This window comes from Terribacillus sp. AE2B 122 (genome assembly GCF_902497585.1).
Lineage (GTDB): Bacteria > Bacillota > Bacilli > Bacillales > Amphibacillaceae > Terribacillus > Terribacillus saccharophilus_A.
In genome coordinates this window covers 701,904-728,225 of record NZ_LR700942.1, presented here as the reverse complement: position 1 = coordinate 728,225, position 26,322 = coordinate 701,904, and the positions used below count along the sequence as shown (strand labels likewise).

Here is a 26,322-nt window from a genome sequence, read left to right as displayed (position 1 = left end):
ACTCGTCACTGCATCAATCTGAAACTAGAAGCTATTTTCGTAAGTTTTATAAGAAAGCATGCAAAAAGGCTGAAAATGTAGCGAAAATCGCCTCTAGCAGACGAGGAAATATGTGAAATCCCAAAATGTGGATTGATTGACTGGCATTATTCTGCTACTTTTAATTAGGCATACACTGGACTCTGCTAAGCATGGGGGCTAGTTTACACAAACATATGTTTGCGTTATGATGAACATAGCGTACTGTCGTTTTCCAGCGATACTGACGGAAGAATGACTTGGAAACAGTTTTTTGTTCGAAGAAGGGAGCCGATGTGGCTTTGGCAAAACAAGCATCGCATTACTCAGATGACTCTATTCAAGTGCTTGAAGGACTTGAAGCGGTCAGAAAGCGTCCCGGCATGTATATCGGTAGTACTGACAGCCGGGGATTGCATCATTTAGTTTATGAAATTGTCGATAATAGTGTGGATGAGGCACTGGCAGGCCATGGTGACAAAATCAATGTGACTATTCATGAAGATAACAGTATTTCTGTTGAAGACTTTGGCCGCGGGATGCCGACGGGCATGCATGCTACCGGTAGACCTACTCCAGAGGTCATTTTCACTGTACTGCATGCTGGCGGAAAATTCGGCCAGGGCGGCTATTCAACAAGCGGAGGATTGCACGGTGTTGGGGCATCTGTTGTTAATGCTCTTTCCGAATGGCTCGAAGTAACGATCCACCGCGATGGCAATATTTACACCCAGCGGTTTGAGAATGGCGGGAAACCTGCCACTTCACTTGTGAAACAAGGGAAAACAAAGAAAACAGGAACCGGCATCCATTTCAAGCCGGATCCATCCATGTTCTCTGTAACTAGCTACAATTTTGACACGCTTGCTGAGCGCTTGCGCGAAGCTGCTTTCTTGCTTAAGGGAGTGGCGTTCCATATTGTAGATAAGCGCAGCGATAAGGAAGAGACCTATCTTTATCCGGATGGACTACAGTCCTTCGTCGACTATTTGAATGAGGAGAAAGATACTCTCCATCCTGTCGTTGCCTTCGAAGGTGAACAGCAAGATATTGAAGTCTTCTTCGCATTCCAATTTAATGACGGCTATACCGAAACAATGCTCAGCTTCGTCAACAACGTCCGGACAAAGGACGGCGGAACCCACGAAGCAGGCGCCAAATCTGGTATGACCAGAGTATTCAACGAGTATGCTCGCCGTAATAACTTATTAAAAGAAAAAGATAAGAATCTGGAAGGAACCGATATCCGAGAAGGATTGACAGCGATTGTCAGTGTCCGAATACCAGAAGCACTGCTTCAATTCGAAGGACAAACTAAGAGCAAGCTTGGTACTTCTGATGCGCGCTCTGCAGTCGATGCACTCGTGTCGGAGAAGCTTTCTTATTTCCTATCCGAAAATCCCGACATCTCCATCATGCTTGTGAAAAAAGCAATCCGGGCTAAAGAAGCTCGCGAAGCTGCACGAAAGGCTCGGGAAGATGCCCGCAGTGGAAAGAAGAAGAAACGCAAGGATACGCTATTGAGCGGAAAGCTTACGCCAGCTCAATCCCGCAACCCACAGAAAAATGAATTGTATTTGGTAGAGGGTGATTCTGCCGGGGGTTCTGCCAAGCAGGGGCGTGATCGTAAGTTTCAGGCTGTCCTGCCACTTCGCGGTAAAGTAATCAATACGGAAAAAGCCAAGCTGCACGATGTTATGAAAAATGAGGAGATCTCAACGATCATCCATACAATAGGTGCTGGCGTAGGGGCAGAATTCGCATTGGAGGATGTGCAGTATGACAAGGTTGTCATCATGACAGATGCTGATACAGACGGCGCACATATACAAATCCTGCTCCTTACTTTCTTCTACCGTTACATGAAGGAATTGATTGAAGCAGGCAAAGTATTCCTTGCCCTGCCGCCTTTATACAAGGTTTCAAAAGGTAAAGGCAAAAAAGAAGTAATCCGCTATGCCTGGAGCGATGAAGAGATGCGTGAAATCGTCCAGGATTTAAAAAATGGCTATACGATCCAGCGTTACAAAGGACTTGGTGAAATGAATGCCGATCAGCTTTGGGAAACGACGATGGATCCTGCCACTCGTACACTCATCCGTGTAACAATCGAGGACTTTGCTCGTGCTGAACGTCGTATCACGACGCTAATGGGCGACAAAGTAGAACCACGGCGTAAATGGATCGAGAGTAATGTCGCTTTCGGTATGGAAGAAGACGGGAATATCCTCGAAAACGACAAGCTGCACAACTAAGGGGGATTTCTTTTGGAAAACTATTTGGATCTGCCATTGGAGGAAGTCATCGGAGACCGATTCGGCAGATACAGTAAATATATTATTCAAGACCGGGCGCTGCCGGATGCCAGAGATGGTTTGAAACCGGTGCAGCGCCGGATTTTATACGCAATGTTTGATGAGCGAAACACACATGATAAACCGTTTCGGAAGGCTGCCAAGACGGTTGGTGCTGTAATCGGTAACTTCCACCCACACGGAGACAGTTCGGTTTATGAAGCAATGGTTCGACTCAGCCAAACATGGAAAGTTCGTAACGTGCTTATTGAAATGCATGGGAATAACGGAAGTGTTGATGGTGATCCGCCGGCTGCGATGCGTTATACAGAAACAAGGCTGTCCAGCATTGCTTCTGAACTGCTGCGGGACATCGATAAGGAAACAGTCGACTTTGTTCCGAACTTTGATGATACGAACGCGGAACCTACTGTTCTTCCTGCTAAGTTCCCAAACTTACTCGTTAATGGATCAACTGGAATTTCCGCTGGTTATGCGACAGAAATCCCGCCGCATCATCTTGGTGAGGTAATCGATGCTGTTATCATGCGCATGGATAAGCCGAATGCAACAGTAGAAGAATTGATGACCGTTATGAAAGGTCCGGATTTCCCTACAGGCGGTATTATTCAGGGAGTAGACGGAATCAAGAAAGCGTATGAAACCGGCAAAGGTAAAATCATCGTCCGCGGAAAAACGAGCATTGAGGACCTTAAAGGCGGTAAACAACAAATTGTTATCGATGAAATTCCTTTTGAAGTGAATAAAGCGAATCTCGTCAAGCGGATGGACGAGCTGCGGCTAGACCGCAAAGTCGAGGGTGTCGCTGAGGTTCGGGACGAAACGGACCGTACCGGAATGCGAATTGTAGTTGAACTGAAAAAGGAAGCAGATGCTCAAGGTATCCTGCATTATTTATACAAAAATACTGATTTACAAATCTCTTATAACTTTAATATGGTGGCAATCAAGGATAGAACACCGCAATTGCTAGGGTTGGCGAGCCTGCTTGATGCTTATATCGGCCACCAAAAAGAAGTCGTCACGCGACAATCTGCATATGCTTTACAGAAAGCGAAGGACCGTAAGCATATCGTTGAGGGATTAATCAAAGCGATTTCCATTCTCGACGAATTAATTGCTACTATCCGTGCTTCCAAGGACAAAGCCGATGCAAAGCAGCGGATCGAGGCAGCTTACGGCTTCACGGAAGCACAGGCAGAGGCAATTGTAAACTTGCAGCTATATCGTCTGACAAATACGGACATTACAGCATTGCAGCGTGAAGCGCAGGAGCTGGATGAACAGATTCAGAAGCTTGAGGATATTTTGAAGAACGAAAAAACATTGCTGAAAGTGATCAAGCAAGATCTTCGGACAATCAAGAAGACTTATCATACAGATCGACGCTCAGAAATCGAGGATGAAATCGAAGAACTGAAAATCAATCTAGAAGTAATGGTTGCATCAGAGGAAGTTCTCGTCACTGTTACGCATGACGGATATATCAAGCGTACTAGTCTTCGTTCCTATCAGGCTTCTAATGGTGAGGATCTGGCAATCAAGGAAGAGGATCATCTGATCGGTTTGCAGGAAATCAATACGACTGATAAGCTTCTCGTCTTCACGAATAAAGGGAAGTTCAGTTTCATGCCTGTGCATGAGCTGCCGGATATCCGCTGGAAGGATCAAGGGCAGCATTTAGCCAATATCGTGAGCATGGATAAGGATGAGAAAGTAATTGCCAGCATTCCGGTTCGTGACTTCAAGCAGGGCGGTTACCTTGTTTTCTTCACAAAAAATGGTTCTGTGAAACGAAGTGAGCTCCAGCTTTATGAAGCAACACGAGCGAACAAATCATTAACTGCTATCAATCTGAAAGCGGGCGACGAAGTTTGTCATGTGTCCCTTACAGATGGAAACAAGCAGCTGTTCATGGCTACTAATTCAGGATATGGTTTATGGTTTACTGAAGAAGAAGTCAGCCCGATCGGAATACGTGCAGCAGGCGTCAAAGGTATGCAGCTGAAAGAAGGCGAGTATATTGTAGGTGCCCAAGCATTCGAACTGAAACATTCGCCAAGTGTTGTTGTTATCACACATAGAGGTTCTGCAAAACGGATGAAACTGAAGGAATTTGAACCATCTGGCAGAGCGAAACGCGGTGTTGTCATGCTCCGTGAGCTGAAGAAGAACCCGCATCGAATTGTCGGTTTCTACGTATTGGAGCAGGCTGCGACAATTCATATGGAAACGAAGGATAAGCAGGATCACATTCTCGAGCCGATGAATTTGAATGCAAATGACCGCTATAGCAATGGCTCTTATGTTTTGGATACAGATAAGCACGGAGAAGTTATCTCCACATATCCGGAAGCCATATACGACATTGCATTTCCACAAGATAAAGCATAAGTAGACGATAACATTATTATGTAAACTAGAGAGGCTGATAGCCTCTCTTTTTCTTTTTTGCTGCACAAGACGGACTTGGCTAGGATAGAATAATTGACAGGCGACGCATTTTACATGGTATAGTTTTACGTATAGCAAAATGAACGGGGGAGCAGAATGGATAATCGAACGTTTAGAGATGCAATGGGGAAATTTGCAACAGGCATTACAATTGTTACAACCGAGGTTGCAGGAGAGGTAAAAGGGATGACAGTGAACGCTTTTATGTCAGTATCACTGGAACCGAAACTTATTGCCGTATCAATCGATAAAAAGGCGTCCTTATATGATATTTTGCAAACTAATCCTTCATTCGGTGTAAGTGTTTTAAAAGCTGAACAAAAAGATGTCAGCATGGTATTCGCCAAGCAGAAAGAGCAGGAGAATCCTGTTCCGATCACAAAGCTGCAAGAAGTTCCAGTTGTTGAGGGTGCTCTTGTTAATCTAGCTTGTAAAGTAGTGGATAAGGTGATAGCTGGTGACCATGTTATCCTGATTGGAGAAGTGGAAGACTTGGTGTTGCATGATGGTAATCCTGTGTTGTATTTTGGAGGCAGTTACCGAGAAATCAAAGCGACATAAGGAAAGGGAGCAGGGCCTATGGAGCAGACGACGATCCTTGTAGTGGAAGATGAAAAGAAGATGGCAAGGTTGCTTCAGCTTGAGCTGGAGCATGAAGGCTTTACTGTTGATGTAAAGTACGACGGTTTGGATGCATTGGAAGCATTTTATGCGAATTCCTACCAACTCATCTTACTTGACGTGATGCTGCCGTCATTGAGCGGCATGGAACTGCTTCGGCGAATTCGTAAGCAAGATGCGCATGTACCGGTCATGCTGCTGACTGCAAGAGATGCCGTGCCTGATAAGGTCAGTGGTTTTGATCTAGGTGCGACAGACTATATGACGAAGCCATTCGAAATTGAAGAGTTATTGGCGCGCATACGTGCACACCTTCGCCATACTGTTACAGCTGCTGCAGTACAAGATCCTGTACTGCAGGTTGGTGATTTAACGCTCGACGAAAAGACAAGGACTGTCATCCGCGGTAAAAAGGAAATAGAGCTGACACCGCGAGAATATGATTTGCTATTGTTCCTCATGAAGCATGAAAAGCAGGTTTTGACACGTGATCAGCTGCTGGAGAGAGTCTGGGGTTTCCAATATGCTGGAGACACGAATGTAGTCGATGTGTATATCCGCTATTTGCGGAAAAAGATCGATACAGGCGAAAGGCGCAAGCTAATTAAGACAGTCAGAGGTGTCGGATATACGATCAAGGATGAAGAAAAGTGAAGCTGCGGACAAGAATCCAACTCTACATAATTGTTACACTGGTGATCCTGTTGCTGATCGTAAATATGTCCATTTACTTCCTGTTCAGGCAAGTGAGTTTGCATAATAGTGTTGACCGATTGCATGAACAAGGGCGTGCCTTGGCAGAAACTGCTGCCACCGTCGACTGGAAAGATACGTCACGCACTAGCTTGTTTCAAGCTGATTTGCCAACTGAAGGGCTGGTACGTTTTATTGGCTCCGACGGACAAAGTGAGGGTGTGATCACGAGAGCGGAGAAGTATCGGGAGCTTCCATTCACGTTCGCATCACAGGAACAGGATCAAACATATTATCACAATGGCAGCTGGTATGCAGAGGTATCGATTCCTGTTATCCGGGATAATGGCATTTATTCGATGCAAGTTGCAGAGGAACTTGTCAGTCTACAGCAAACACTACAAGTGCTTAAATATTGTCTAACAATAGCGGGACTGATCATTTTGATTCCGTCCATATTAGGTGGCAGATTGCTGGGCAGCTTCCTGCTCCGGCCGATTCTGGCTTTGACTTCGACCATGCAGGCCATACGCAAGAGCGGAAAGTGGAAACGTATGGAAACTGAAAACAGAAGTCATGATGAATTGCACGCGCTAAGCGAAACGTTTAATGAAATGGTTGACCAGCTGGAAGAAAACTTTACGAAGCAGCAGCAATTCGTATCTGATGCTTCACATGAATTGAAGACACCAATCAGCATCATCAAGAGCTACAGTAAACTGTTGGATCGTTGGGGTGCTGATGACCCTGCCGTACAGCAGGAATCGGTACAAGCAATCCATAGTGAGACGGAACGGATGCAGGCTTTAGTCGATCAGTTGCTGATTTTGGCAAAAGATGATCCAGAATTGCTGCAAAAAGAATCAGTTGATCTTGGCAGTATAGCAGAAACGTGTGCAGCAGCAATGGAAACAGCTTACCAAAGGGAAATCACTGTCCGCACTGAGCGTGGATTAATGGTTATGGCAGATAGCAATATGCTGAAGCAGGTTGTCTATATTTTGCTAAGCAATAGTATCAAATACAGTGACGAGATAATTGAGATTACTGTAAAAGCAGAACGGAATGAAGCTATCCTGAGTGTCACCGATTATGGGGAAGGCCTTGATGATACAGATCAGCGGCGTATTTTTGATCGATTCTACCGTGTAGATAAAGCGCGCACCCGGGAGAAGGGTGGCAGCGGCCTTGGTCTGGCCATTGCCAAGCAGCTGGTAGAACTGCATAATGGGGAGATCGAAGTGGCTAGCTCGTTAGGTGATGGATCTACGTTTACTGTACGGCTGCCAATTTAAGTTCTCATGAAATTCTAATGAAGTACTTACCATTCTTTTAATGGAGAAGATATATACTGGCTATAGATAATAGCTGGAGGCGATAGATGTGAAAAAAAGGTGGATTATACCTGCTGCAGTTGTTGTGCTTGTTGTTGCTGTTTTTGGTATTTATCAGATGCAGGCATCAGCCGGGGAACCGGAGATGACAATCGATCAGGCGCGTCAGCAGGCGGAAAAACAATATAATGCAACCGTAACAGAAATAGAATTGGATCGCAGTGGAAGCGAACCGAGATATGATATCGATTTGGAAAATGGAGAGAAGCTTTATGATTTGACGCTGAACGGAAATACCGGGGAAGTAATCAGTTTGAAAGAAAGCAGCAGACAAATAACTTCACCGAATACAGACAGTACGGATCAGAGTCAAGCATCTGGTGATGACCAGCAGCAGGGTGAAAACGAACAATCTGCCGATGATCAACAGCAATCAGATAAAGAGCAGACAGCTCCTTCACAGAAACAGGCTTCACAGGCTGAAGTGAAAATCACGATGGACGAAGCAATCAAAATTGCGACAGACGAAGTAGGCGGCAGCGTAACAGATGCGGAGTTTGATGAAGAAGATGGACTCCCAGTTTATGAGCTTGAGCTTAAAACAGCTGACGATGAAGCTGAAGTTGTCATCAATGCACAATCAGGAGAAATTGTAACCATCACATATGATAGTGAAGACGATTGAAGCAGCGGACAGCTGCTTCTTTTTGTTGTCTTTTTTATGTATTAGTTAAAAGGGGTTCTTGTACAAACGAAGGGAGGTTTTTGAAAAAAAGTTTGAGACAGGCCATTTGACCTGTCTGCCTTATTAGAGAAAAAAATAAAATTAGTAGCTGCTGCCGCCTCCGTAACCCTTGCCAGATGCACCGACAATGATCAAAAGGATGAACAATACAACGATTAACGCAAAGCCTGATCCATGTCCCATAAAAACACCTCTCTTTGTTCAAGGATGATATATTTTATGTTTGTCTACTGTTACTGCTTGGGTATTAATCTGAGTTTTATAGAATTGGAACAACCCATTTTCAAAAGAGACACCCGTTACTGTTTCGCTATTCTATGTATTAATTGGTGAATACCTATAACATTATTCGTGCTATGTACATATCATTTAGGGACACCATTTACCTTGTGTGTTAACGCTAAGCTTCAGCTATCCAGGGCTAATTCAAATAAAAAGGTTCGCTTAATCAGCTGCTTTTTTATTTGAATAGTTCCTCCGAATCCTTTAGCTCAGATGGGTTAATAACCATACAAGGGTTAAGAGCTATTCATATACTACACATATAATATATGGAGGTGTTTTCATGAGCGACGGAGGATCCAGTTACGGCGCAGGTTTTGCGCTTATCGTTGTTTTGTTTATTTTGCTTATTATCGTTGGAGCAGCATGGTGCTAATGAAATAAGTAAATGAGACTGCAAATCTATGCAGTCTCATTTTTATGTATGTTATTAAAGTAATCCCTGAGTTAGTAATTGAACCTAAAATTAGCCATTACCCTATCCATGTATGTAAAATGAAGTATAACTTATAGGGTTGGGAGGAATGTCATTTGGAATGGCTTTTACTCGATTTATTAGAGTTTGATGATGTCTTCAGCGGTTCAGATTACGCACCAAATCGATATGGTGAAGTCTAAATGCGATGGTTCGAGGGTTTACTTTTACTTGTCATACTACTAACTGGATGCAGTATTCAGGAGCCTATGTCAGATGAATGCCAGCAAAAAATGACTGGGTATTTGGATATTACGGAAGATAACCAATATATCATTCCCAAGACTGAACAAACACCTTACATACTAAAAGAAGCTGCAGTACCTGACGCCATAAAAAATGGAGAGGAAATTACAGTTACATATACGAGTATTCTTGAATCATATCCTCCTCAACTTACAGTGTGTGAGATTGAGCCGCTATAAGCATATCATTTCCCTCACCGCTGCATCGTATTGGATAATAGAAGGATACTATGCAGAAAAGAAGGGTCCGCTATGAAACAGATACATTCCAATGTTCTCACTTACCGTGGATCACATTATGATTTCGGCGTCATGCAAGGAGAACGCTTAAAAGATACACCGTTATATGCATATCAGCAAAAACAAAAAGAGCGGAACCGTCGCCGTTTTACAGTTGATTCAGCAGACGCTTTCCGCATGTTCCGGAGCTATCATCCGGGCATTTATGAAGAGCTGACAGGACTCAGTGATGCATTGGGCCTTTCCATTGAGGAGACATTAATGGATTACAGCGGCTTTCAGCAAGAATGGATCAATTCCGGCTGTTCAATTGTCGCCGGGAATGACTTTCTTGCGCGGAATTATGATTACCATCCGAAAACATATGAAGGACGTTTTCTTTTATATCAGCCATCTGAACAAGAGTATTTTGCTACAATCGGTCCTACTCAGCGAATTCTCGGACGTATAGATGGCATGAATGAAAAAGGTCTGACCATTGGCTATAACTTTGTGCACCAAAGATTCCCAGAAGAAGGCTTCATTTGTAATATGCTTTCACGTATCATTCTGGAAACGTGTTCGACGACAGAAGAAGCAGTCGATAAACTGGCAGAAATGCCGCATCGCCACTCCTTCAACTATGTGATAAATGATGCAGCTGGCGTCCGTCGAGTGGTAGAAGGCAGTCCGCGCGGTACCGCAGTAAGAGAAGCTAGCTTTAGTACGAACCACTTTGACGTACTGACAAAAGAGAATCGCCATCATCTTGTCGACAGTAAACGGCGATTTGATAACATTCAGAAGCATTACAAAGAGAATATTGATGCGGCTGAGGGTTTTCGTCTCTTGAACGATCCAAGTTATGATGTTTTCTCAGATCAGTATCGCAATTGGGGAGGAACAATCCATACCTCTGTTTACAAACCAAAGGAATTGAAAATGACATTTGCTATCGGTAATCAGCAGCCGACCGAAGTCGATTTCGGCAGCTGGATCAAGGGTGGAGAACTGTCATTCAGCCAGTTCACAGGTGCTTTGGACACTGATGTCCGTATTCCTTATATGGGAGAATAAGAAGAAAACCGCATTTACAATGGTAAGTGCGGTTTTCCTGTTTTATAATAAAAAATATGAATGCGCATACATAAGAGGAGGGATCATCTATGCGAAGAACAGCGGAAACAACGGAATTGTTCAGTTTGTCAGCATTATATCAATATTTCGAAACAGAAAACGCATCACAATATAGTAAAAAAGCGCTTGATTTAGTGGATAAAGCCGAGAACGGAACTGCCTTTATCTGCTTCACAGGGCATTTCTCTGCCGGGAAAAGCTCGCTTATTAATGCGCTGCTTGGTGACCAAGTGCTTCCAGCTAGCCCTATTCCGACGAGTGCTAATATCGTTACCATTCAGTACGGTCAGCCGAAAGTGGTCGCTTATGGAGCGGATGAAACGAAATATGAACTTCCAATACCGTACCGAAAGGAAACATTGGATATATATTGTCGGAATAAAGATATTCGCAGAATCGAAATACAAGATGAACAGACAGTACTCCCAGACAACATCGCTTTGATGGATACACCAGGTATCGATGCAAGTGATGATGCAGACCGTCTGATGACAGAGTCGGCACTGCATCTCGTAGACAGTATGTTTTATGTAACGGATTATAATCATGTACAGTCGGAAGTGAACTTGTTGTTTTTACAGCAGCTATCGGAACAGAAACAGCCATTTTATCTGCTTGTCAATCAAATTGACAAGCATCGCGAAGAAGAACTCTCATGGACCGATTTTCAAACTGGGGTCACGAACGTATTTGAACAGTGGAATATCACACCTGAAGCTGTATACTATACGACATTGAAAGAACAAGACCACGAGCATAATCAGCTATACGCTGTAAAAGAAAAGATGCAAAAGCTGCTTGCAGATAAAGAACAGTTACATAAAGCAGGATTGGAGCGAGGGAAACAGCGCCTGATTGCTAATTATCTGCAGGATGTGAGACAAGATTTAGCGGAAAAAGAAGCAGCATTGTTGGAGCAGCGTCATCAATTGGATCATACTGCTGAGGATGCAGCCAGCAATTGGCGAGAGAAACAAAAAACTGCAGAAGAAGACGGACGCGAGACTATTCAGCAGACTTTAAAAAACGCAAATCTGATGCCTTTTGAAGTGCGTGAAGTAGCAGAAGTTTATTTAGAATCCACTTTTCCAGACTTTAAAGTAGGTTTGTTTGGAAATAAACGAAAGACAGCAGAAGAGCGGGAACAGCGCCGAGCTAAGACAGAGGAGCTGATTTATCAGCAAATCGAGAAGCAGTTGGTCTGGCGGATTCGCGATAAGCTGAGCGACTGGGCTAGGAAGCATGAGATGTATACGGAATCCGTACAAGTGCTGCTGCAGGATTTTGCGGTAGTGCTGCCAGCTGATTTACTTGAGCAGCATGTTCAACCAGGGGCGAGTAAGAATGGCACCTATACATTGGTCTACACAGCTGCTGTCGAGGATCATATCAAGCTGGCTTACAAAAAAGCTGCCCTCCAAGTTGTAGAAGCAGCAATCCTTACGACTCAAACTGCCTTCCAGCAAGCGGAACAGCTAGAAAAACTGGAAAAAAGAAAAGCAGCTGAAAATGAACAAGTCGATAATGAAATCAACCAGTTGCAGCAGTCTTATGAAAGAATCGCAAATCAAATTCACCAGACAGATCTGAATATGGATACAGAAACTATCGAACGGGCGAGGCAAGCATTGACGAATAGATATAAGCTGAAAGATAGCATAGATCTATTAGAACCTGTACCAAATAGTAAAACGGCCGTGCTGGAAGCAGAGCCGATTGTACAACTTGATTCACCTACAAAGCTAACTGCAGAAGATATGGCTCATCAGCTGGAATCGGCGGCATCTGCCCTGGGCGGCGTGGAAGGGTTTCAATCAGCAATAGAAGACATCAAGAATAGAAAAGAAAAACTAATACATCAAGATTACACATTAGTGCTTTTTGGGGCTTTCAGTGCTGGTAAATCTTCATTCGCCAATGCATTGCTTGGTGAAAGCCTGCTCCCGGTGTCGCCGAATCCAACGACCGCATCGATCAATATGCTGAAGCAGGCAACGAGTCAGCATCCTCATCAGACTGTGCTAGTCAAATGGAAATCTCGGCAGCATATCGAGGCTGACATTGAAAGCTTGAGCGGAAAGCAGCTTACCCTGCAGGATTTCTTATCTGAAAACCCGGCGGATCTTGTAAAGGATAAAAGACATCAAGCGTTTCTGCAGGCGGTCCAAACTGGGTACAATGTCGTACACGCTAATCTTGGTACAGAAGGGACTATTCCGTTCGGGGATTTTAGCGATTATGTAACGAAGGAATCGATAAGCTGCTTTATCGAACAGATAACCGTTTATTTGGATAATGAGTTCCTTAAGCAAGGCGTTACACTAATAGACACTCCAGGAGCCGATTCAGTCAATGCCCGTCATACGGATGTGACATTCCAATTTATGAAGCATGCTGATGCGATCCTTTTCGTGACTTATTATAACCACGCTTTTTCGAAGGCGGATGAACAAGTACTCCAGCAGCTGGGCAAGGTAAAAGGAGCTTTAGAGAAAGACAATATGTTCTTCGTCGTAAATGCGAGTGATTTAGCAAAGGATGAAGAAGAAGTCAATTATGTTACCTCCTATGTAGCAGACAATCTGGCTAACTTCCAAATCAGACAGCCGCGCCTTTTTGCTTTGAGCAGTTTACTTGGCTTGCAGGAGAAACAGACTTCCCTGAACCTGAATTCAGGGCTCAACAAGCTGGAGGAAGAATTGTATGGCTTCATCCGCAACGAGCTGACAGAAGTCATTATTCAAGGCGCCAGGCAGGAATTGAAAAGGCAATATGGACAGCTGCAAACGTATAGCAATGCAATGGATTTAGATGAAAATGCGAAATTGCGGAAAGTCCGTCAGTATAAGCAGGAACAGGATGAAATCTTGGCCAAAGCACGGACATATACACAGCCTGTTTTTCAACAAGCTATTGTTCAGCGTATTGAAAAACAGCTGCATTATGTTAAAGAAAGACAGATGCTTGAAGCAAATGATCTGTTTAAACAATGCTTTAATCCAGCACTAATCAAAAGCAGCGGAGCAGCAGGTAAAGAGGAAGTAGCACGGCAAATACTTGAATTCGCTAGTCAAATCCAAATTCAGCTAGAACAGGAATACCGAGCAGTCACTATTCGTGTCGACAGAACAGTACGAGAGCAGATGGAGCGATGGAGGAGCGGGTTAGAACAAGCCGTCCAAACGGTAAACGAGGCGTTATCCTTGGCAGCACCTGCAGATCAGAAACTGCCAGAGACTGCGCCGCCAGAAACATCGTTCCGTTTTGAACAAGGCGAAATTACTCGACTGCTAAAAATGTATCGCGGTCCAAAAGCCTTTTTCCAAGAAAACGGAAAAGAAAAGTTGAAAGAGGAACTTTTAAAGCTGATGGAACCGATTCTTGCTGAAATACTGCAAGTGTATACATTAGCTATGGAGAGCCATTACGAAGAAATTTGGCAATCGGAGAAGGCAGACCTTCAGAAAAATGCTGCTGGACAGCTAGAAAGTTATTACACCGGTATGCTACGAGCTTTGACAGATACGTCATCCCGTCAGAAACTTCATCAAGCGGTAAAAACTTTCGCTGCCCTTTTACCGGAAAAAGTTTGACTGATGCTAATCCAGGATACTGTATAACCAAAAGGCAATAGTCCAGGAGGTTAGCAGTTATGGAGCAAACAAAAAAGCTATTTTCACAGAAACCATCATCATACTGGCGTAATTCAACGGAAATGCCGACCTATTCAGCTTTAGAAAAAGACTTGGATACGGATGTATTAGTCATCGGTGCAGGAATCGCTGGTATAACGACAGCATACGAACTGACTAAGCGCGGCAGAAGCGTTGTTCTTATCGAAGGTCGTGAGTTGATCTCTGGTACAACCGGATATACGACAAGCAAGCTGACCGCACAGCACGATATCGTTTATCATGGCTTGATTGAACGCTATGGAGAGGAAACAGCGAAACAATACTTCCGCGCAAATCTGCAGGCGATCAATTATGTGAAAGATACAGCAGCCGAGCATGGAATCGATTGTGAATTTGAGGAGCAGGAGGCGTATGTTTACACGCAGTTAGACGAAGGTGTGGAAACAATTGAAAAAGAGGTGGAGGCCTACCGCAAGCTACAAATTGATGGTTATCTGGCAGATACAATGCCGTTGGATATCCCTATCAAAGCAGCTGCTGTAATGCGTCAGCAAGCCCAGTTCCATCCGGTGAAATACTTGGTAGGCTTATTGAAGGAAATCGAGCTTCGAGGCGGAAGCATTTATGAACAGACGTTAGCTGTCTCATTCGATACAGAATCTCGTCCTGTCGTCCATACAGAGAATGGTCATACCATTACAGCGAATCATGTTGTAAGTGCAACCCATTTCCCTGTTCAGGTGGAGAATCAATATTTCTCTTCTAATATGAACCCGAAAAATTCATACGGTATTGCAATCAAATCGAAAAAGCCTTATCCAGATGGTATGTATATCAGTCTTGAAAATCCGAAACGGTCAATTCGCAGTTTGAAAAAGGGAGAAAATCATTACCTCCTCGTTGGTGGTGAGGCGCATGTGACTGGTGACGGCTCCTCTGTCCTCGATCGGTATGAAAAAATCTATCAATTTGCTGAAGAACAATTCGGAGTCGAGGAACTTTACGAACACTGGTCCAGCCACGATCTGCTGACAACCGATCAGCTCCCTTTCATTGGAAAAGTAAGTGACGATGCTCCCGGTATCTATACAGCAACCGGCTTCGGTAAATGGGGCTTGTCCAATGGTGTAGCCGCAGCTACCTTACTCGCCGATCTTATAGATGGTAAAGACAATGAATTTGCCGAACTATATAAGATTGGCCGGGAGATGGAAGAAGCAGAAGCCGTCAGTATCGGGGAGGACGATGTGAATCGTATCAGCAATGAAACAGTTGTAAAACCAGATAATCTGCCAAATGGAAAAGGTGCCATCCTCGAGAAAGACGGTCAGACAATGGCTTACTATCGGGATGAAAAAGGGGAGCTGCACGAAATGAGTGCTTCCTGCACACATAACGGCTGTCCTGTTTCTTGGAATAACGCGGATCACACATGGGATTGTTCCTGTCATGGATCTCGATTTACAGCTGTTGGTGAAGTTGTAGAGGGTCCTGCGTTACGGGCATTGGATAGAGAATAGGTGGAGATAAGCTGCTAGGGGTTCCCCCGGCGGCTTTTTCTACTTAATGTTTGTGCTGAAAAGTCCGATCTTAAAGGAAACAAGTGGTACAATGCAGAAGATACAATAATACTGTTACTGGATTTCCTGAAGGTTCCGTCATGGGGAATGCCATGTTTACGGTCGAACAGAGCTAGCTTTTGAAATGAAAGAATAATTAAAGTGAGGTAATAAATAATGGAGAAGGTTACACCTTTCTTAATGTTCCAAGATGGCAAAGCTGAAGAAGCAATGAATTACTACATATCACTCATAGAGGATTCAGAAATTAAAAGTATTACTCGATATGGAGCGAACGAACCTGGAGATGAAGGAACTGTAATGCTGGCTGTATTCTCCTTAAAGGGTCAAGAATTTATGTGCATTGACAGTAATGTGACACATCAGTTTTCCTTTACACCTTCTTTCTCCATCTACGTTACTTGTGACACGGAAAAGGAACTCGATGAACTTTATCAGAAACTGAACGAGGATGGACTTGAACGTATGCCGCTGGACAATTATGGATTCAGTAAGAAATTTGGCTGGACGGATGATAAGTTCGGAGTTTCATGGCAGTTGAATCTTCCATAAGATTAAACAATCTGTGTACTTATATAAGACGGGCCGTGGAGATGAAGGTAGCAAAAGCCTCAGAGATATAGTCACTGGATAGAGTATTAAGTGAAACTGATGAGCTGCTGGGTACTCCCGGCAGCTTCTTTCTGATGTGAAACCTTGTGAAACAGGACTCGTATATAGTGTTATAGAAGTGAGGTGGGTTAGATGGTATTTTGTTCGAAAATAGATGCCCTTTTCGTTAATTTCATGATGATTGCAATTCTTTTACTGGGTTTAGCGTCATTTTGGCCACTCTTCTTTTTTAACAAAATAGACTTGTTTCCGTTTCTTTTATTAACATGTACATTTTTAATTCCTGCAGGAGTAATTTTGTGGTCAGCATTTTCAATCAAGTATGTTTACTATCAAGACTTCTTATTAGTACAAGGAGGACCATACAAAAGTCGTATTTTGTACGAAGATATTATAAAGATTACTTCTTCAAATAATATTTTCTCAGGCTATAGAATATTGTCATCGAGGGACGCGATTGAGATTTACTCTAAACAGGCATTTTGGGGCAGTGTAATGATTTCACCAATGTGTAAAAGAGAATTTATTAATGAGTTAAAAAAGCGATGCCCGAATATGAAAATTCGAGAATAACGCTAGTTCTTACATTAAAATTTTAACAATCAAGGCAAGCAATTTTTATAAATTATCCTTTTGAAAAGCGTCCATTCCCTTAATGATTTCCTTCGGTTTAATAGTGCTAATCACTACTGTTTGATACTTTAAAGTCAACTCTATCCCTTGTTTTCCACCCATTATATAACCCGTTTCTCCTTTGAAATTCACACGATAACCCCAGCCGCCAAAACGCGTTAATGGACTGTAGTTGATAGATCTATAATGTTTGATGTCCTTATACAAAAACTTCTTATAATGTAAATGGAACGGTATAAAGCGAATGTAAAGACCATCCTCATGCACTTCGACAATCAGCTTTGTCCATTTAAGCATGATAAAAGGAAAAGCAATTCCGAAGATAATCCAAAATATAATTAAAACAGCATTTGAAGCAGGTTTATTACCAAAAGGAACTCCTAAGACGACTTGCTGAATGAAGCCGTACCACATCAATGCAGCAATAGATATTACTATCAGCCAGAGCAAAGGCTGCCTAGGTTTTTGGACTTCTTTGTAGATTATATTGTTTGCTACTATCTTAATCACTCCTTAGCGAAACTTGAATAAACGAAAGCGGGCTGTTCAATAATCAACCCACTGATTGTAAAAAAATTATTCATTGATTAAGTCAATTAACTTTTTGACAGCATCATCTTCTCCAGGATTAACATAAACAAGCTCTGTATTATTGATAATGTTTTCAAGTTCTTCTCTCATTTCCCCTTCATCTAAGCCTTCTGGAGGGGAAGGTGCACCACCATACCAACGTCCTGGCAAAGGAACGTTGTACACATTAATCGAACCATCTCCATTACTGCTATATGTTACAGATCCATCGACTATGCGAGAACCGCTTAGCTGAACAACATCTTCAGGGTAGCTGACAATAGGGAAATAATCTGGCTCTAGTGTTGTGCCAGCTGGAATTTTCCTTACATACAATCCGTCAATCTGGTGGTTTGGACCGAGCTGGAGCCACACTCGTGCGTATTCAATTTCCTCAACAGAATAACTAGCCAATAGATCATTTTCTTCATTTTCGTATGTATCAGTTGTATCTTTATCAGTTGTTGTTTCCTCAGAAGTATTAGGTTCTTCAGTTTCGGGCGCATCTGGAGTTATTTCTTCTGAATTATTAGATGCAGACGCAGATACTTCTCTCTTGGACTCCGATTCATCGTCAGTTTTATCTACTTGATCATTTTCATTAGCTTCTTCATCTTGCTGATCAGATGTTGATGCAGTAGAAGTATCTGAAGAATCTTCTTTTGATTTTTCGTTGGTACTGTTGGTGCAGCCAACAAGCACTAGAACTAACAAAAGCAGTACAGTGTACAAATACGGAAGCTTGCTAGGCTTCATCATATAATCATTCCTTTCTTTGTCATTTATATTGTAACGTCAATCAGAGGAAATAAGGAAGTTAAATGGAATATTATGGTCAATTAAATATACCCACTGATTTGTAGAGGCAAATACCTTACTTGGAAAAACCCTAAAACAAAGAGTTTTAGGGTTTTTTTAGCCATTTTTCTGATTTGAATAAATAATTTTAATAAATTAGTTAAGAGTATTTTAGGAAAAATGTAAATAATAAAACTACTTATAAAAGAGTTATCATGCATTGTTATATATGTAATAATAGATGCTAATATTTAGCGTTAAGTTAGCTTATAAAACAGATTAAATGTTAATCAGGTATTTATAATAAAAATTTTAACAATTTGTAATGGGCGGGGGTTTTTCTCTGCTTTTATTATAAGAAGATTAAAATTGAACAAAGCTAAGTAAATTACACTGTTGCCATTGTGGTTCTGCAGAGTTGGAGGTTAAGGAATTGTCTATTGTTATTGGGATTTTAGGAATACTTGTTTTAATTGCTGTTGCTTGGGCTATGTCCAACGACAAAAAGAATATCAATTATAGAGCTGTCGGTGTCATGCTAGTTGTCCAGCTTATTTTAGGCTGGTTCTTGTTGAATACTTCCATTGGCAGAACGATCATCAAGAAAATTGTAGATGTATTTACCAAAGTACTGTCATTTGGTCATGAAGGAATTGCATTCATATTGGGTGACTTATCCGAAAAGGGTTATTTCTTCATTGACGTTCTTCTGATGATTATTTTTGTATCTGCATTATTATCCATTTTAACTTATACCAAGATACTTTCATTCGCAATCAAGTATATAGGTGGTTTCGTTTCCAAAATAACAGGGCTTCCGAAGATTGAATCATTCGTTGCAGTAAATTCCATGATTTTTGGTAACACAACGGCAATTCTATCTGTAAAGTCGCAAATTCACAAGCTTAGCCCGAACCGTTTATTTATTGTCGCAAGTTCATCACTAGTAGCTGTATCTTGTTCGACTCTTGGAGCGTATTTGCAGCTGATTCCTGCTGAATATGTCCTAGTGGCACTGCCATTGAACGTTTTCTCAGGTCTGATTTTATCTTCCATTGTAGCTCCGGTAACAAGTGAAGAAGATCTCGAAATTGATGTGAAAGAAATGAATAATGAAAAATCCTTCTTTGAAGCTATCGGTAATGGCACTATATTGGGTGGTAAAACTGCTCTTATCGTAGGAGCAATGCTACTTACGTATATGGCTTTACTTGCAATGGTTAACTTCATTTTGGATGGCATTGTGGGGATGACATTCCAGGAACTTATCGGTTATGTGTTTGCTCCAATAGCATTTATAATGGGTATCCCAACTTCCGAAATCCTTAACGCGGGATCTATTATGGGAACGAAGGTAGCTGCCAATGAATTTGTAGCAATTACTGATTTTGTCAAAATACTACCTGACATGTCCACGAAAACTGTAGGTATTGTGTCAGCTTACTTGATTTCATTCGCAAACTTCTCATCCATTGGAATGATCTTAGGAACTGTACAAGCAATAGATCAAAAACAGGCAAGCCTGCTGGCTAAAGTCGGCTTCAAGGTTCTGCTGGTTGCTACAATGGGATCTATCTTGACTGGTACGATTGTGGGGCTATTCCTCTAACGGCGCCTTTGTTTTTCACAAAGTCTCTTAAAGAGATAAAGAAGACTGTACACTAAGTGGGTGTACAGTCTTCTTTAATTTGATTTCCTCGTTTACGTAATCTTCTCCAATCACAACCACGGCAGCATATGACTATTTCCTGTTCTATTGAACGTCTATCAGCTTGATAATTCTGCTTGAATTGCCTTAAGAAACAAATCGGAAGCTGCAGAGAAAACCTGATGCTTTTTCCAAACAATTTTTAAACCGGACTCAAGTCTAGGCTCAAGAGGCTTAAAACAGAGATTGCTATCTTCTGACGTGTTCACTATCTTATCCAGAGTGATTGCGTAACCGATGCCTTCTTCCACCATAATGCTGGCATTGTACGCCAGATTATATGTAGTAACGACATTTAACTTATCCAGATTTTCACCGAACCAATCTGCAAATTCATTCTTTGAATAAGTCTGATTCATGGCCTGTTTTGAACAGATTAGCGGTAGATGTATTAAATCTGCTGCATGAATGGTAGCTTGCTCTGCCAGTGGACTGTCTTTTCTCATCACAACTCCCCAAAGATCTTTGGCAGGAATGTTCAGATAGTTATATTTTGACAGATTAGCGGGCTCAATCAGAATACCGAAATCAAGCATTCCTTTGTTTAGCCGATCCGTCACATCTTCTTCATTTCCACTGTGTATGTGATACCGGACATTAGGGTAACTTACCTGCAATTTTTTTAGTATCCGTGCAATTTGCCTCATGGCGTCTGTTTCTCCGCCGCCGATATAAACATCTCCACTTACTGTTTCTTTCATCGAATGAAATTCAGTCTTTAACTTATCAGCCATATAGACAATTTCTTCAGCTCTCTTTTTCAGGAGAATTCCTTCATTAGTGAGGGAGATACTGTGGCTGCTTCGGATAAATAGTTTCTTTCCTAAATCCAGTTCTAAATCTTTTAGTTGCCGGGATAAGGTTGGCTGTGTAACATGCAGAAAATTAGCAGCCTTAGTAATGCTTCCTTCTCGTGCCACTGTAAGGAAATAACGCAGTACTCTTAATTCCATATCTGATGCCTCCTTATGAAGTCTAGTATATATAAATAGAAATGCTTAGCAAGCATATCAAGAAATGAGATATAAGTATTTGTTATAAATATGAGTCCTTTCTAAAATATGTATGAGAGGTTAAACGGCATTAGGAGGGATGATTTATTTGATAAACATTCAAGACAAAGTCGTTGTAATCATGGGCGCATCAAGTGGAATAGGAGAAGCAACAACCAGGAAGCTGGCAGAAGAAGGGGCAAAATTAGTGATTGCTGCTCGGCGTGAAGAACGCTTGGAAGCTATTGCGAATGCATTGCCAAGCGCAGATATTTCTATTGCAGTAGCAGATGTCACGAAAGAAGAAGAAGTACAAGCGGTTATCGACCTGGCAGTTGAGAAACACGGTCGTGTTGATGTGCCTATCTAATAACGCTGGAATCATGCCAACAGCATTACTCTCCGAAAAACGCTTTAATGAATGGAGACAGATGATAGACATCAATATCATGGGTGTTTTAAATGGTATCGCTGCCGTGTTACCGATCATGCAGAAAAAACAATCCGGACAGATTGTTACGACTGACTCTGTAGCTGGTCACGTGGTATTCCAGCAAGGTGCTGTTTATTGCGGAACGAAGTTTGTTGTTCGCGCCATAATGGAATGGTTGCGGCAAGAGGAACGTGAAAGTAATATTCGCAGCACGCTTATTTCTCCAGGAACAGTAGACGCAGAGCTTCACACAACGATAAATGACCCGGAGAGAAGGGCATGGGTAGAGAATCTTCAGCGCACTGACGGATTAAAAGCAAGTGATGTAGCTGATGCAGTTGCTTATGCAATAGGCACACCTGAATCGGCAGCAGTAAATGAGGTAATCATTCGCCCAACTAAGCAAGTCGGCTAAAAAGCATAAACTGGGTTTTGAATTTAAGAAATTGCCCTAACCTTAGTAGCATTTTTTTATTTAGCACAAGATTGCGTGTCAAAGGAGCTATGAATAAATGGAATATAAAAAGCAAAATAATTATTTTAGAACCGCTCTGCTGTTAGCTGTATTTTCAGCACTAGGACCATTCACTGTAGATATGTATCTTTCCTCGCTGCCGGAAATGATGAATGACTTTAATACAACGGCTTCGTTAATTCAAGCGAGCCTAACGGCCAGTTTGTTAGGTTTAGGTTTGGGGCAGCTTGTTGCAGGCCCTTTAAGTGATGTTCATGGCAGGCGTAAGCCTTTGCTAATATCAATGCTTCTCTACTTTTTAGTTTCTATAGTATGTGCATTCGCGCCAAACATCGGAATGTTTATTGTTTTGCGCTTCTTTCAAGGATTTGTTGCTTCCGCAGGACTCGTTATATCTCGTGCGATTGTTCGTGATCGTTACAGTGGAGTAGAAATGGTCAAATTCATGGCACTTCTGACGATGATTAGCAATGTAGCTCCATTAATTTCTCCTACTGCAGGAAGTGCGGTGACTACGTTCACTTCATGGATTGGAGTGTTTATTTTTCTAGGGATTTTAGGGCTCATTCTAACAGGCATAGCCACATGGGGAATAAAAGAAAGCCTGCATGCTGAGCAGCGTGTTCCAAGCAATTTCAAGGAACTATTAAGAAACTACAGTTCTTTGATTCGAGATCGGAGCTTTATGGGCTATGCGCTTGTCAATGGCATATTGTTCTCCGGTGTGTTCGCCTATGTTTCCGGGACTCCATTTATATATCAGAATATGTATGATATTTCGCCTCAACTGTTTTCAGTACTTTTTGCCTTAAATGGACTTGGAATTATTTTGGGATCACAGCTAGTGAAATGGCTTTCAGAAAAGATGGATGAACATCGTATATTTCGAATCGGACTGCTGATAGCTTTCATCACTACTGCGCTCATCTTGATTATCGTGCTAATTCACGGATCATTCATTACTTTGTTCCTGGCAATCTTCTTATTTGCAGTAGCCATTGGAATAATTGCACCGGTTTCCTTTACTTTGGCCATGGAGTCACAAGGGCACATTGCAGGAAGTGCGGCCGCAGTATTAGGTAGTCTCCAATTTGCATTAGGAGCCATCACTTCTCCTTTAGTAGGTATTGCTGGAGAAGATTCTGCTGTACCCTTCGGAATAACAATTTTTATGACTAGTATACTTGCGGTTATCTTCTACATCACATTGGTGAGAAGGTCATCTGCAATTTCACGAAATATGTAACTTTAGTTACCTCAATTCCGCATTTATAGAGAGCAATGCTAAGGTCTTTTAATTAGATCATTATCATTAGGGGCCGCTATGATAACCCAATGAGGTTTTTCGCACCTGCTGAACAAAAATAGAGAAGAGGCAAGGTCTTTGTAGAAACCTTGCCTCTTCTCTGTTTTGGGCTGTTATTTTTTCAATTCAACCGTTTCATTAATATCTGTCGATTTTGCACTTTGCCCAGTCATACGTTTATACATAAAGGCAATTTTCTTCGTGAAATTACCGGTATCCCAATATTCAGCTGCTTCCGCTTGTATCTTTATCAAGACAACATCAGGACTATCATACGAAGTTTGCATGATTTTCTTATATGCTTTGCTCCACAATTCCTTTTTCTTCTCTAAATCCGAAACGATTTCCGCGCTTCCACGAATGGAAACATAGGATTTACCTGCATAAGCCACATTAACATCTTGCTCATGTAGAATCTCTTCATATTTATCAGTCTCTTTTTTAGTGAAAAACCACAAGTCACCATCAAACTCTACTTCTTGTGTTTTCATAGGGCGAGATACAAGTCCTTCTTCCGTAACGGTAGTCAGCATCGCAGTGTCTATGTCTTTGATTAACTCTCTTACCGTTTCCATTTCTTCTTGTTTCAACATTTCCACCACCTAAGTAATAGTTTATAGAGGTATATTACCCTTACCATCAATTTTTATGCGTTAATAAGGGTCTATTAAACTAAAAGCAAACTCGGGTTAAAACTGATTAACTGAGGTAAGAATTCTAATAGTTTGGTTGTACTTTATACTAGCTATATATAGTCTATATACGTGTATCTACAGAAAAAGATGGACAAGTTTCCTCCCATACGACCTGTAGTAGGAGGGAGCACCTAATAATCCGTTAGTATCTAAAGTCGTGTAAAAAACAAACAAAAACGACCCTCGTCAGGGCCGTTTTCTCAGTTTTTCAGCAGATCATTTGCTTCTAGGAAATCCTTGGCTACACGTTCTACACTTTTTTGTTCAATATCCACTTGATAGTTCAATTCCCGTAAGGAATCGTCGGTCAATGCTTTCTGTAGCGGCTCAAGTATTTCAGTTAATTCTGGATGCTCATCTAACGTGTCTTGATTGATAGAGGCAGCCAGGTTGTAGGACGGGAAAAATTCCTGATCATCTTCAAGAATTTTTAATCCGAGTGATTTGATTTGCGGGTCGGTGGAAAACCCTTCGGACACATCGATTTCGTCATTATTCAGCGCGGAATAGTAAAGACCAATCTCCATTTCCCGGATGTTTGAATCAGGAACATGGAAGCCGTAATGCTCCTCTAAACCTGGCATCCCATCCTGACGATTAGCGAATTCGGTTTCCATCCCAAAGCTGAGTTCATCTGGGTTATCCTCCACGTAAGTAGCCAGATCACTAATTGTATCAATACCCAGCTCATCTGCTCTTTCTTGTTTCATAGCGAGCACATAGACATTATTGGCATCAGTCAAGTTTGTCCATGCTACACCGTTTTCTTTATCAAGCTCCTGGATGGTTTCCATAGCTTCTATCTTATCGACTACTGGATCCACACCTAAATAGGATACCAGTGCTGTACCTACATATTCCCATGTCATATCGACTTGCTGCGTTTCAATTGCTTGACGCATCGCGGATGAACCGAGATTCTGGATTTCTTCTACGTTATAACCGTTATCCTCCAATATGAAGGTTGTCATTTTGGCTAGAAGCAGCTGCTCTGTAAAGGTCTTGGCTCCGACTGTGATATTTTTCCCGCCAGGACTGCACGAGCTTAACACTAGTAATATAGCTGTTAATAAAACAAATAGGGATAATCGTTTTTTCATAACCTCTGGTATCCTTTCTTTATGCGTTTTGTGCTTTCCTGGCTAGACGAAGCCCTTTTGGCACCAAAGCAAACTGCAGCCATTTGAACAAGTAATCAATCAGGATGGCCAACAAGGTGACAGGGACGGCTCCAGACATCAGAAAGGCGTTATCAAACAGACGGATACCGGTGAATATCCATACACCTAGACCGCCAGCACCGACAAGGTAGGCGAGGGCAGCGGTCCCGATATTGATGACCAATGCTGTTCGGATACCTGCAATAATCGAGGTGAGTGCATTCGGCAGCTCGATTTTCCAGAGGATTTGAGCATTTGTGAGTCCCATTCCTTTGGCTGCATCGATCATGTTGTCATCAACGGAATCGATGCCTGCAATTGTATTCTGCAGGATTGGAAGCAGGGAATAGACGAATAAGGCAACTACTGCTGCGCTAATTCCGATACCTAGGAAGCCCATAGCCAGTGCAAGCACAGCTAAGCTCGGGATCGTCTGTCCAAGATTCGCTATTCCGACAATCAGCCATTCCGATTTACGGAATTTAGGCCTAGTAACGAAAATGCCGAGTGGTACAGCAAGCAGCACAGCAGCCGCTCCTGAAAGCAGCACGATCGTGATATGCTCACCGAGCAAGCGCAGGAAAGTATCCGGCTGTTCCCGAATCGTACTGAACATATTATTGACGAATGCCCAAATAAAGAATGCAGCGAGCAATGCCCAGAAGATAAGCTTGATAATCAAGGCGATGGTTTTGTTTGTTCTATCCATGATTACAGCCCCCTCAGACGCTCTCCTTGATCTCACGGTGCAGGAACTGCTCGATCAAGTCCAATGTGATACTTCCTGTGCGCGTGCCATTGTCATTCTCTACGATCAGCTGATCTGCTTCCTGGTTTAAAATCTTCGAGATTGCCACTCGCAAGGAGAGGTTTTCGTTTATATTTTGAGAATCAGGAGATTCAAGAACAGGCTTCAGTGTCAGCGCGTTTGCAAGGTCTTTTACTGTATACAGACTCATGCTCTTCAGCACGCGGTCCTGACCGACGAATTCAGCAACAAAGCTGTTGGCCGGTTTGTTCAGCATTCTGGCTGGCTCTGCGTATTGCATCATTTTCCCGCCTTTAAGCAGGGCGATTTTATCCGCCATTTTCACCGCTTCGTCAATGTCATGGCTGACGAAGAGAATGGTCTTTTTAAGTTCCTTCTGAATTTGCAGGAATTCCTCCTGAAGGTGAGTACGGATGAT

24 protein-coding genes and 1 pseudogene are annotated in these 26,322 nt (G+C 42.3%); 17 read left to right on the top strand and 8 right to left on the bottom strand.

Annotated elements, in window-relative coordinates:
• The first annotated feature begins 320 nt into the window (after nucleotides 1–320).
• The 6 genes from parE to AE2B122_RS03680 all read left to right on the top strand — a co-directional run bounded on the left by parE (nucleotide 321) and on the right by AE2B122_RS03680 (nucleotide 8,120).
• Nucleotides 321–2,273 carry a DNA topoisomerase IV subunit B gene (gene parE, locus AE2B122_RS03705; protein ID WP_095218077.1) on the top strand — a complete coding sequence of 651 codons (1,953 nt, stop codon included), beginning with the start codon at nucleotides 321–323 and terminating at the stop codon, nucleotides 2,271–2,273.
• 12 nt (nucleotides 2,274–2,285) lie between these two features.
• Nucleotides 2,286–4,727 (top strand): DNA topoisomerase IV subunit A, encoded by a 2,442-nt coding sequence (gene parC, locus AE2B122_RS03700; RefSeq protein ID WP_095270091.1) that lies wholly within the window; start codon nucleotides 2,286–2,288, stop codon nucleotides 4,725–4,727.
• 156 nt (nucleotides 4,728–4,883) lie between these two features.
• The gene (locus AE2B122_RS03695) at nucleotides 4,884–5,348 is read left to right on the top strand and encodes a flavin reductase family protein (protein WP_175073127.1); all 465 of its coding nucleotides are present in this window, start codon (nucleotides 4,884–4,886) and stop codon (nucleotides 5,346–5,348) included.
• Between the two features lie 18 nt (nucleotides 5,349–5,366).
• Nucleotides 5,367–6,062 (top strand): response regulator transcription factor, encoded by a 696-nt coding sequence (locus AE2B122_RS03690; RefSeq protein WP_175073126.1) that lies wholly within the window; start codon nucleotides 5,367–5,369, stop codon nucleotides 6,060–6,062.
• On the top strand, nucleotides 6,059–7,396 hold the full coding sequence (locus AE2B122_RS03685; protein ID WP_175073125.1) for a cell wall metabolism sensor histidine kinase WalK: 1,338 nt from the start codon (nucleotides 6,059–6,061) through the stop codon (nucleotides 7,394–7,396). Before AE2B122_RS03690 ends, AE2B122_RS03685 begins: the two co-directional genes overlap by 4 nt.
• Before the next feature lie 88 nt (nucleotides 7,397–7,484).
• Nucleotides 7,485–8,120, top strand: a complete 636-nt coding sequence (locus AE2B122_RS03680) for a PepSY domain-containing protein (protein WP_175073124.1) — start codon at nucleotides 7,485–7,487, stop codon at nucleotides 8,118–8,120.
• Nucleotides 8,121–8,261: 141 nt separating this feature from the next.
• Here AE2B122_RS03680 and AE2B122_RS03675 read toward each other — a convergent pair whose 3' ends face one another.
• Nucleotides 8,262–8,363 carry a YjcZ family sporulation protein gene (locus tag AE2B122_RS03675; RefSeq protein WP_095217776.1) on the bottom strand — a complete coding sequence of 34 codons (102 nt, stop codon included), beginning with the start codon at nucleotides 8,361–8,363 and terminating at the stop codon, nucleotides 8,262–8,264.
• Nucleotides 8,364–8,745: 382 nt separating this feature from the next.
• On the opposite strand from AE2B122_RS03675, the gene AE2B122_RS03670 reads away from it, so the two are divergent.
• From AE2B122_RS03670 to AE2B122_RS03640, 7 genes are all read left to right on the top strand, one after another.
• Nucleotides 8,746–8,838 carry a YjcZ family sporulation protein gene (locus AE2B122_RS03670; RefSeq protein ID WP_095270082.1) on the top strand — a complete coding sequence of 31 codons (93 nt, stop codon included), beginning with the start codon at nucleotides 8,746–8,748 and terminating at the stop codon, nucleotides 8,836–8,838.
• A gap of 242 nt (nucleotides 8,839–9,080) precedes the next feature.
• Nucleotides 9,081–9,362, top strand: coding sequence for a DUF3221 domain-containing protein (locus tag AE2B122_RS03665; RefSeq protein ID WP_095217778.1), 282 nt, complete (start codon nucleotides 9,081–9,083; stop codon nucleotides 9,360–9,362).
• A gap of 72 nt (nucleotides 9,363–9,434) precedes the next feature.
• Nucleotides 9,435–10,478, top strand: a complete 1,044-nt coding sequence (locus tag AE2B122_RS03660) for a C45 family peptidase (RefSeq protein WP_175073123.1) — start codon at nucleotides 9,435–9,437, stop codon at nucleotides 10,476–10,478.
• 89 nt (nucleotides 10,479–10,567) lie between these two features.
• Nucleotides 10,568–14,131 (top strand): dynamin family protein, encoded by a 3,564-nt coding sequence (locus AE2B122_RS03655; RefSeq protein WP_175073122.1) that lies wholly within the window; start codon nucleotides 10,568–10,570, stop codon nucleotides 14,129–14,131.
• 59 nt (nucleotides 14,132–14,190) lie between these two features.
• Nucleotides 14,191–15,693: an FAD-dependent oxidoreductase gene (locus AE2B122_RS03650; RefSeq protein ID WP_175073121.1), complete on the top strand. Its 1,503-nt coding sequence runs from the start codon at nucleotides 14,191–14,193 to the stop codon at nucleotides 15,691–15,693.
• Nucleotides 15,694–15,909: 216 nt separating this feature from the next.
• Nucleotides 15,910–16,305, top strand: coding sequence for a VOC family protein (locus AE2B122_RS03645; RefSeq protein WP_095270071.1), 396 nt, complete (start codon nucleotides 15,910–15,912; stop codon nucleotides 16,303–16,305).
• Between the two features lie 192 nt (nucleotides 16,306–16,497).
• On the top strand, nucleotides 16,498–16,938 hold the full coding sequence (locus AE2B122_RS03640) for a PH domain-containing protein (protein ID WP_175073120.1): 441 nt from the start codon (nucleotides 16,498–16,500) through the stop codon (nucleotides 16,936–16,938).
• Between the two features lie 45 nt (nucleotides 16,939–16,983).
• Here AE2B122_RS03640 and AE2B122_RS03635 read toward each other — a convergent pair whose 3' ends face one another.
• Both AE2B122_RS03635 and AE2B122_RS03630 read right to left on the bottom strand, forming a co-directional pair.
• Nucleotides 16,984–17,499 carry a DUF6141 family protein gene (locus tag AE2B122_RS03635; protein WP_175073294.1) on the bottom strand — a complete coding sequence of 172 codons (516 nt, stop codon included), beginning with the start codon at nucleotides 17,497–17,499 and terminating at the stop codon, nucleotides 16,984–16,986.
• A 75-nt stretch (nucleotides 17,500–17,574) separates the two neighbouring features.
• A complete protein-coding gene (locus AE2B122_RS03630; RefSeq protein WP_254593404.1) occupies nucleotides 17,575–18,324 on the bottom strand; it encodes a hypothetical protein in 750 nt (249 codons plus the stop codon).
• A 475-nt stretch (nucleotides 18,325–18,799) separates the two neighbouring features.
• Between AE2B122_RS03630 and AE2B122_RS03625 the strand changes: the two genes are divergently transcribed.
• The gene (locus AE2B122_RS03625) at nucleotides 18,800–19,975 is read left to right on the top strand and encodes a NupC/NupG family nucleoside CNT transporter (protein ID WP_175073118.1); all 1,176 of its coding nucleotides are present in this window, start codon (nucleotides 18,800–18,802) and stop codon (nucleotides 19,973–19,975) included.
• Between the two features lie 158 nt (nucleotides 19,976–20,133).
• Here AE2B122_RS03625 and AE2B122_RS03620 read toward each other — a convergent pair whose 3' ends face one another.
• Nucleotides 20,134–21,027: a LysR family transcriptional regulator gene (locus tag AE2B122_RS03620; RefSeq protein WP_095217786.1), complete on the bottom strand. Its 894-nt coding sequence runs from the start codon at nucleotides 21,025–21,027 to the stop codon at nucleotides 20,134–20,136.
• Between the two features lie 148 nt (nucleotides 21,028–21,175).
• Here AE2B122_RS03620 and AE2B122_RS19465 point away from each other — a divergent pair, with 148 nt between their 5' ends.
• From AE2B122_RS19465 to AE2B122_RS03610, 3 genes are all read left to right on the top strand, one after another.
• Entirely contained in the window at nucleotides 21,176–21,436 is a 261-nt protein-coding gene (locus AE2B122_RS19465; protein ID WP_371809493.1) for an SDR family oxidoreductase, read from the top strand.
• Nucleotides 21,357–21,914 carry an SDR family oxidoreductase gene (locus AE2B122_RS03615; protein ID WP_371809492.1) on the top strand — a complete coding sequence of 186 codons (558 nt, stop codon included), beginning with the start codon at nucleotides 21,357–21,359 and terminating at the stop codon, nucleotides 21,912–21,914. Before AE2B122_RS19465 ends, AE2B122_RS03615 begins: the two co-directional genes overlap by 80 nt.
• 97 nt (nucleotides 21,915–22,011) lie before the next feature.
• Nucleotides 22,012–23,220, top strand: a complete 1,209-nt coding sequence (locus AE2B122_RS03610) for a multidrug effflux MFS transporter (RefSeq protein ID WP_175073117.1) — start codon at nucleotides 22,012–22,014, stop codon at nucleotides 23,218–23,220.
• A gap of 173 nt (nucleotides 23,221–23,393) precedes the next feature.
• Here the strand turns inward: AE2B122_RS03610 and AE2B122_RS03605 are convergent, their stop codons facing one another.
• The 4 genes and pseudogenes from AE2B122_RS03605 to AE2B122_RS19110 all read right to left on the bottom strand — a co-directional run.
• Nucleotides 23,394–23,873, bottom strand: a complete 480-nt coding sequence (locus AE2B122_RS03605; protein WP_371809491.1) for a pyridoxamine 5'-phosphate oxidase family protein — start codon at nucleotides 23,871–23,873, stop codon at nucleotides 23,394–23,396.
• Between the two features lie 302 nt (nucleotides 23,874–24,175).
• On the bottom strand, nucleotides 24,176–25,075 hold the full coding sequence (locus AE2B122_RS03600; protein WP_175073115.1) for a glycine betaine ABC transporter substrate-binding protein: 900 nt from the start codon (nucleotides 25,073–25,075) through the stop codon (nucleotides 24,176–24,178).
• 19 nt (nucleotides 25,076–25,094) lie between these two features.
• Nucleotides 25,095–25,844: an ABC transporter permease gene (locus tag AE2B122_RS03595; RefSeq protein WP_175073114.1), complete on the bottom strand. Its 750-nt coding sequence runs from the start codon at nucleotides 25,842–25,844 to the stop codon at nucleotides 25,095–25,097.
• A gap of 13 nt (nucleotides 25,845–25,857) precedes the next feature.
• Nucleotides 25,858–26,322, bottom strand: a pseudogene (locus tag AE2B122_RS19110) (ABC transporter ATP-binding protein); the annotation flags it as partial.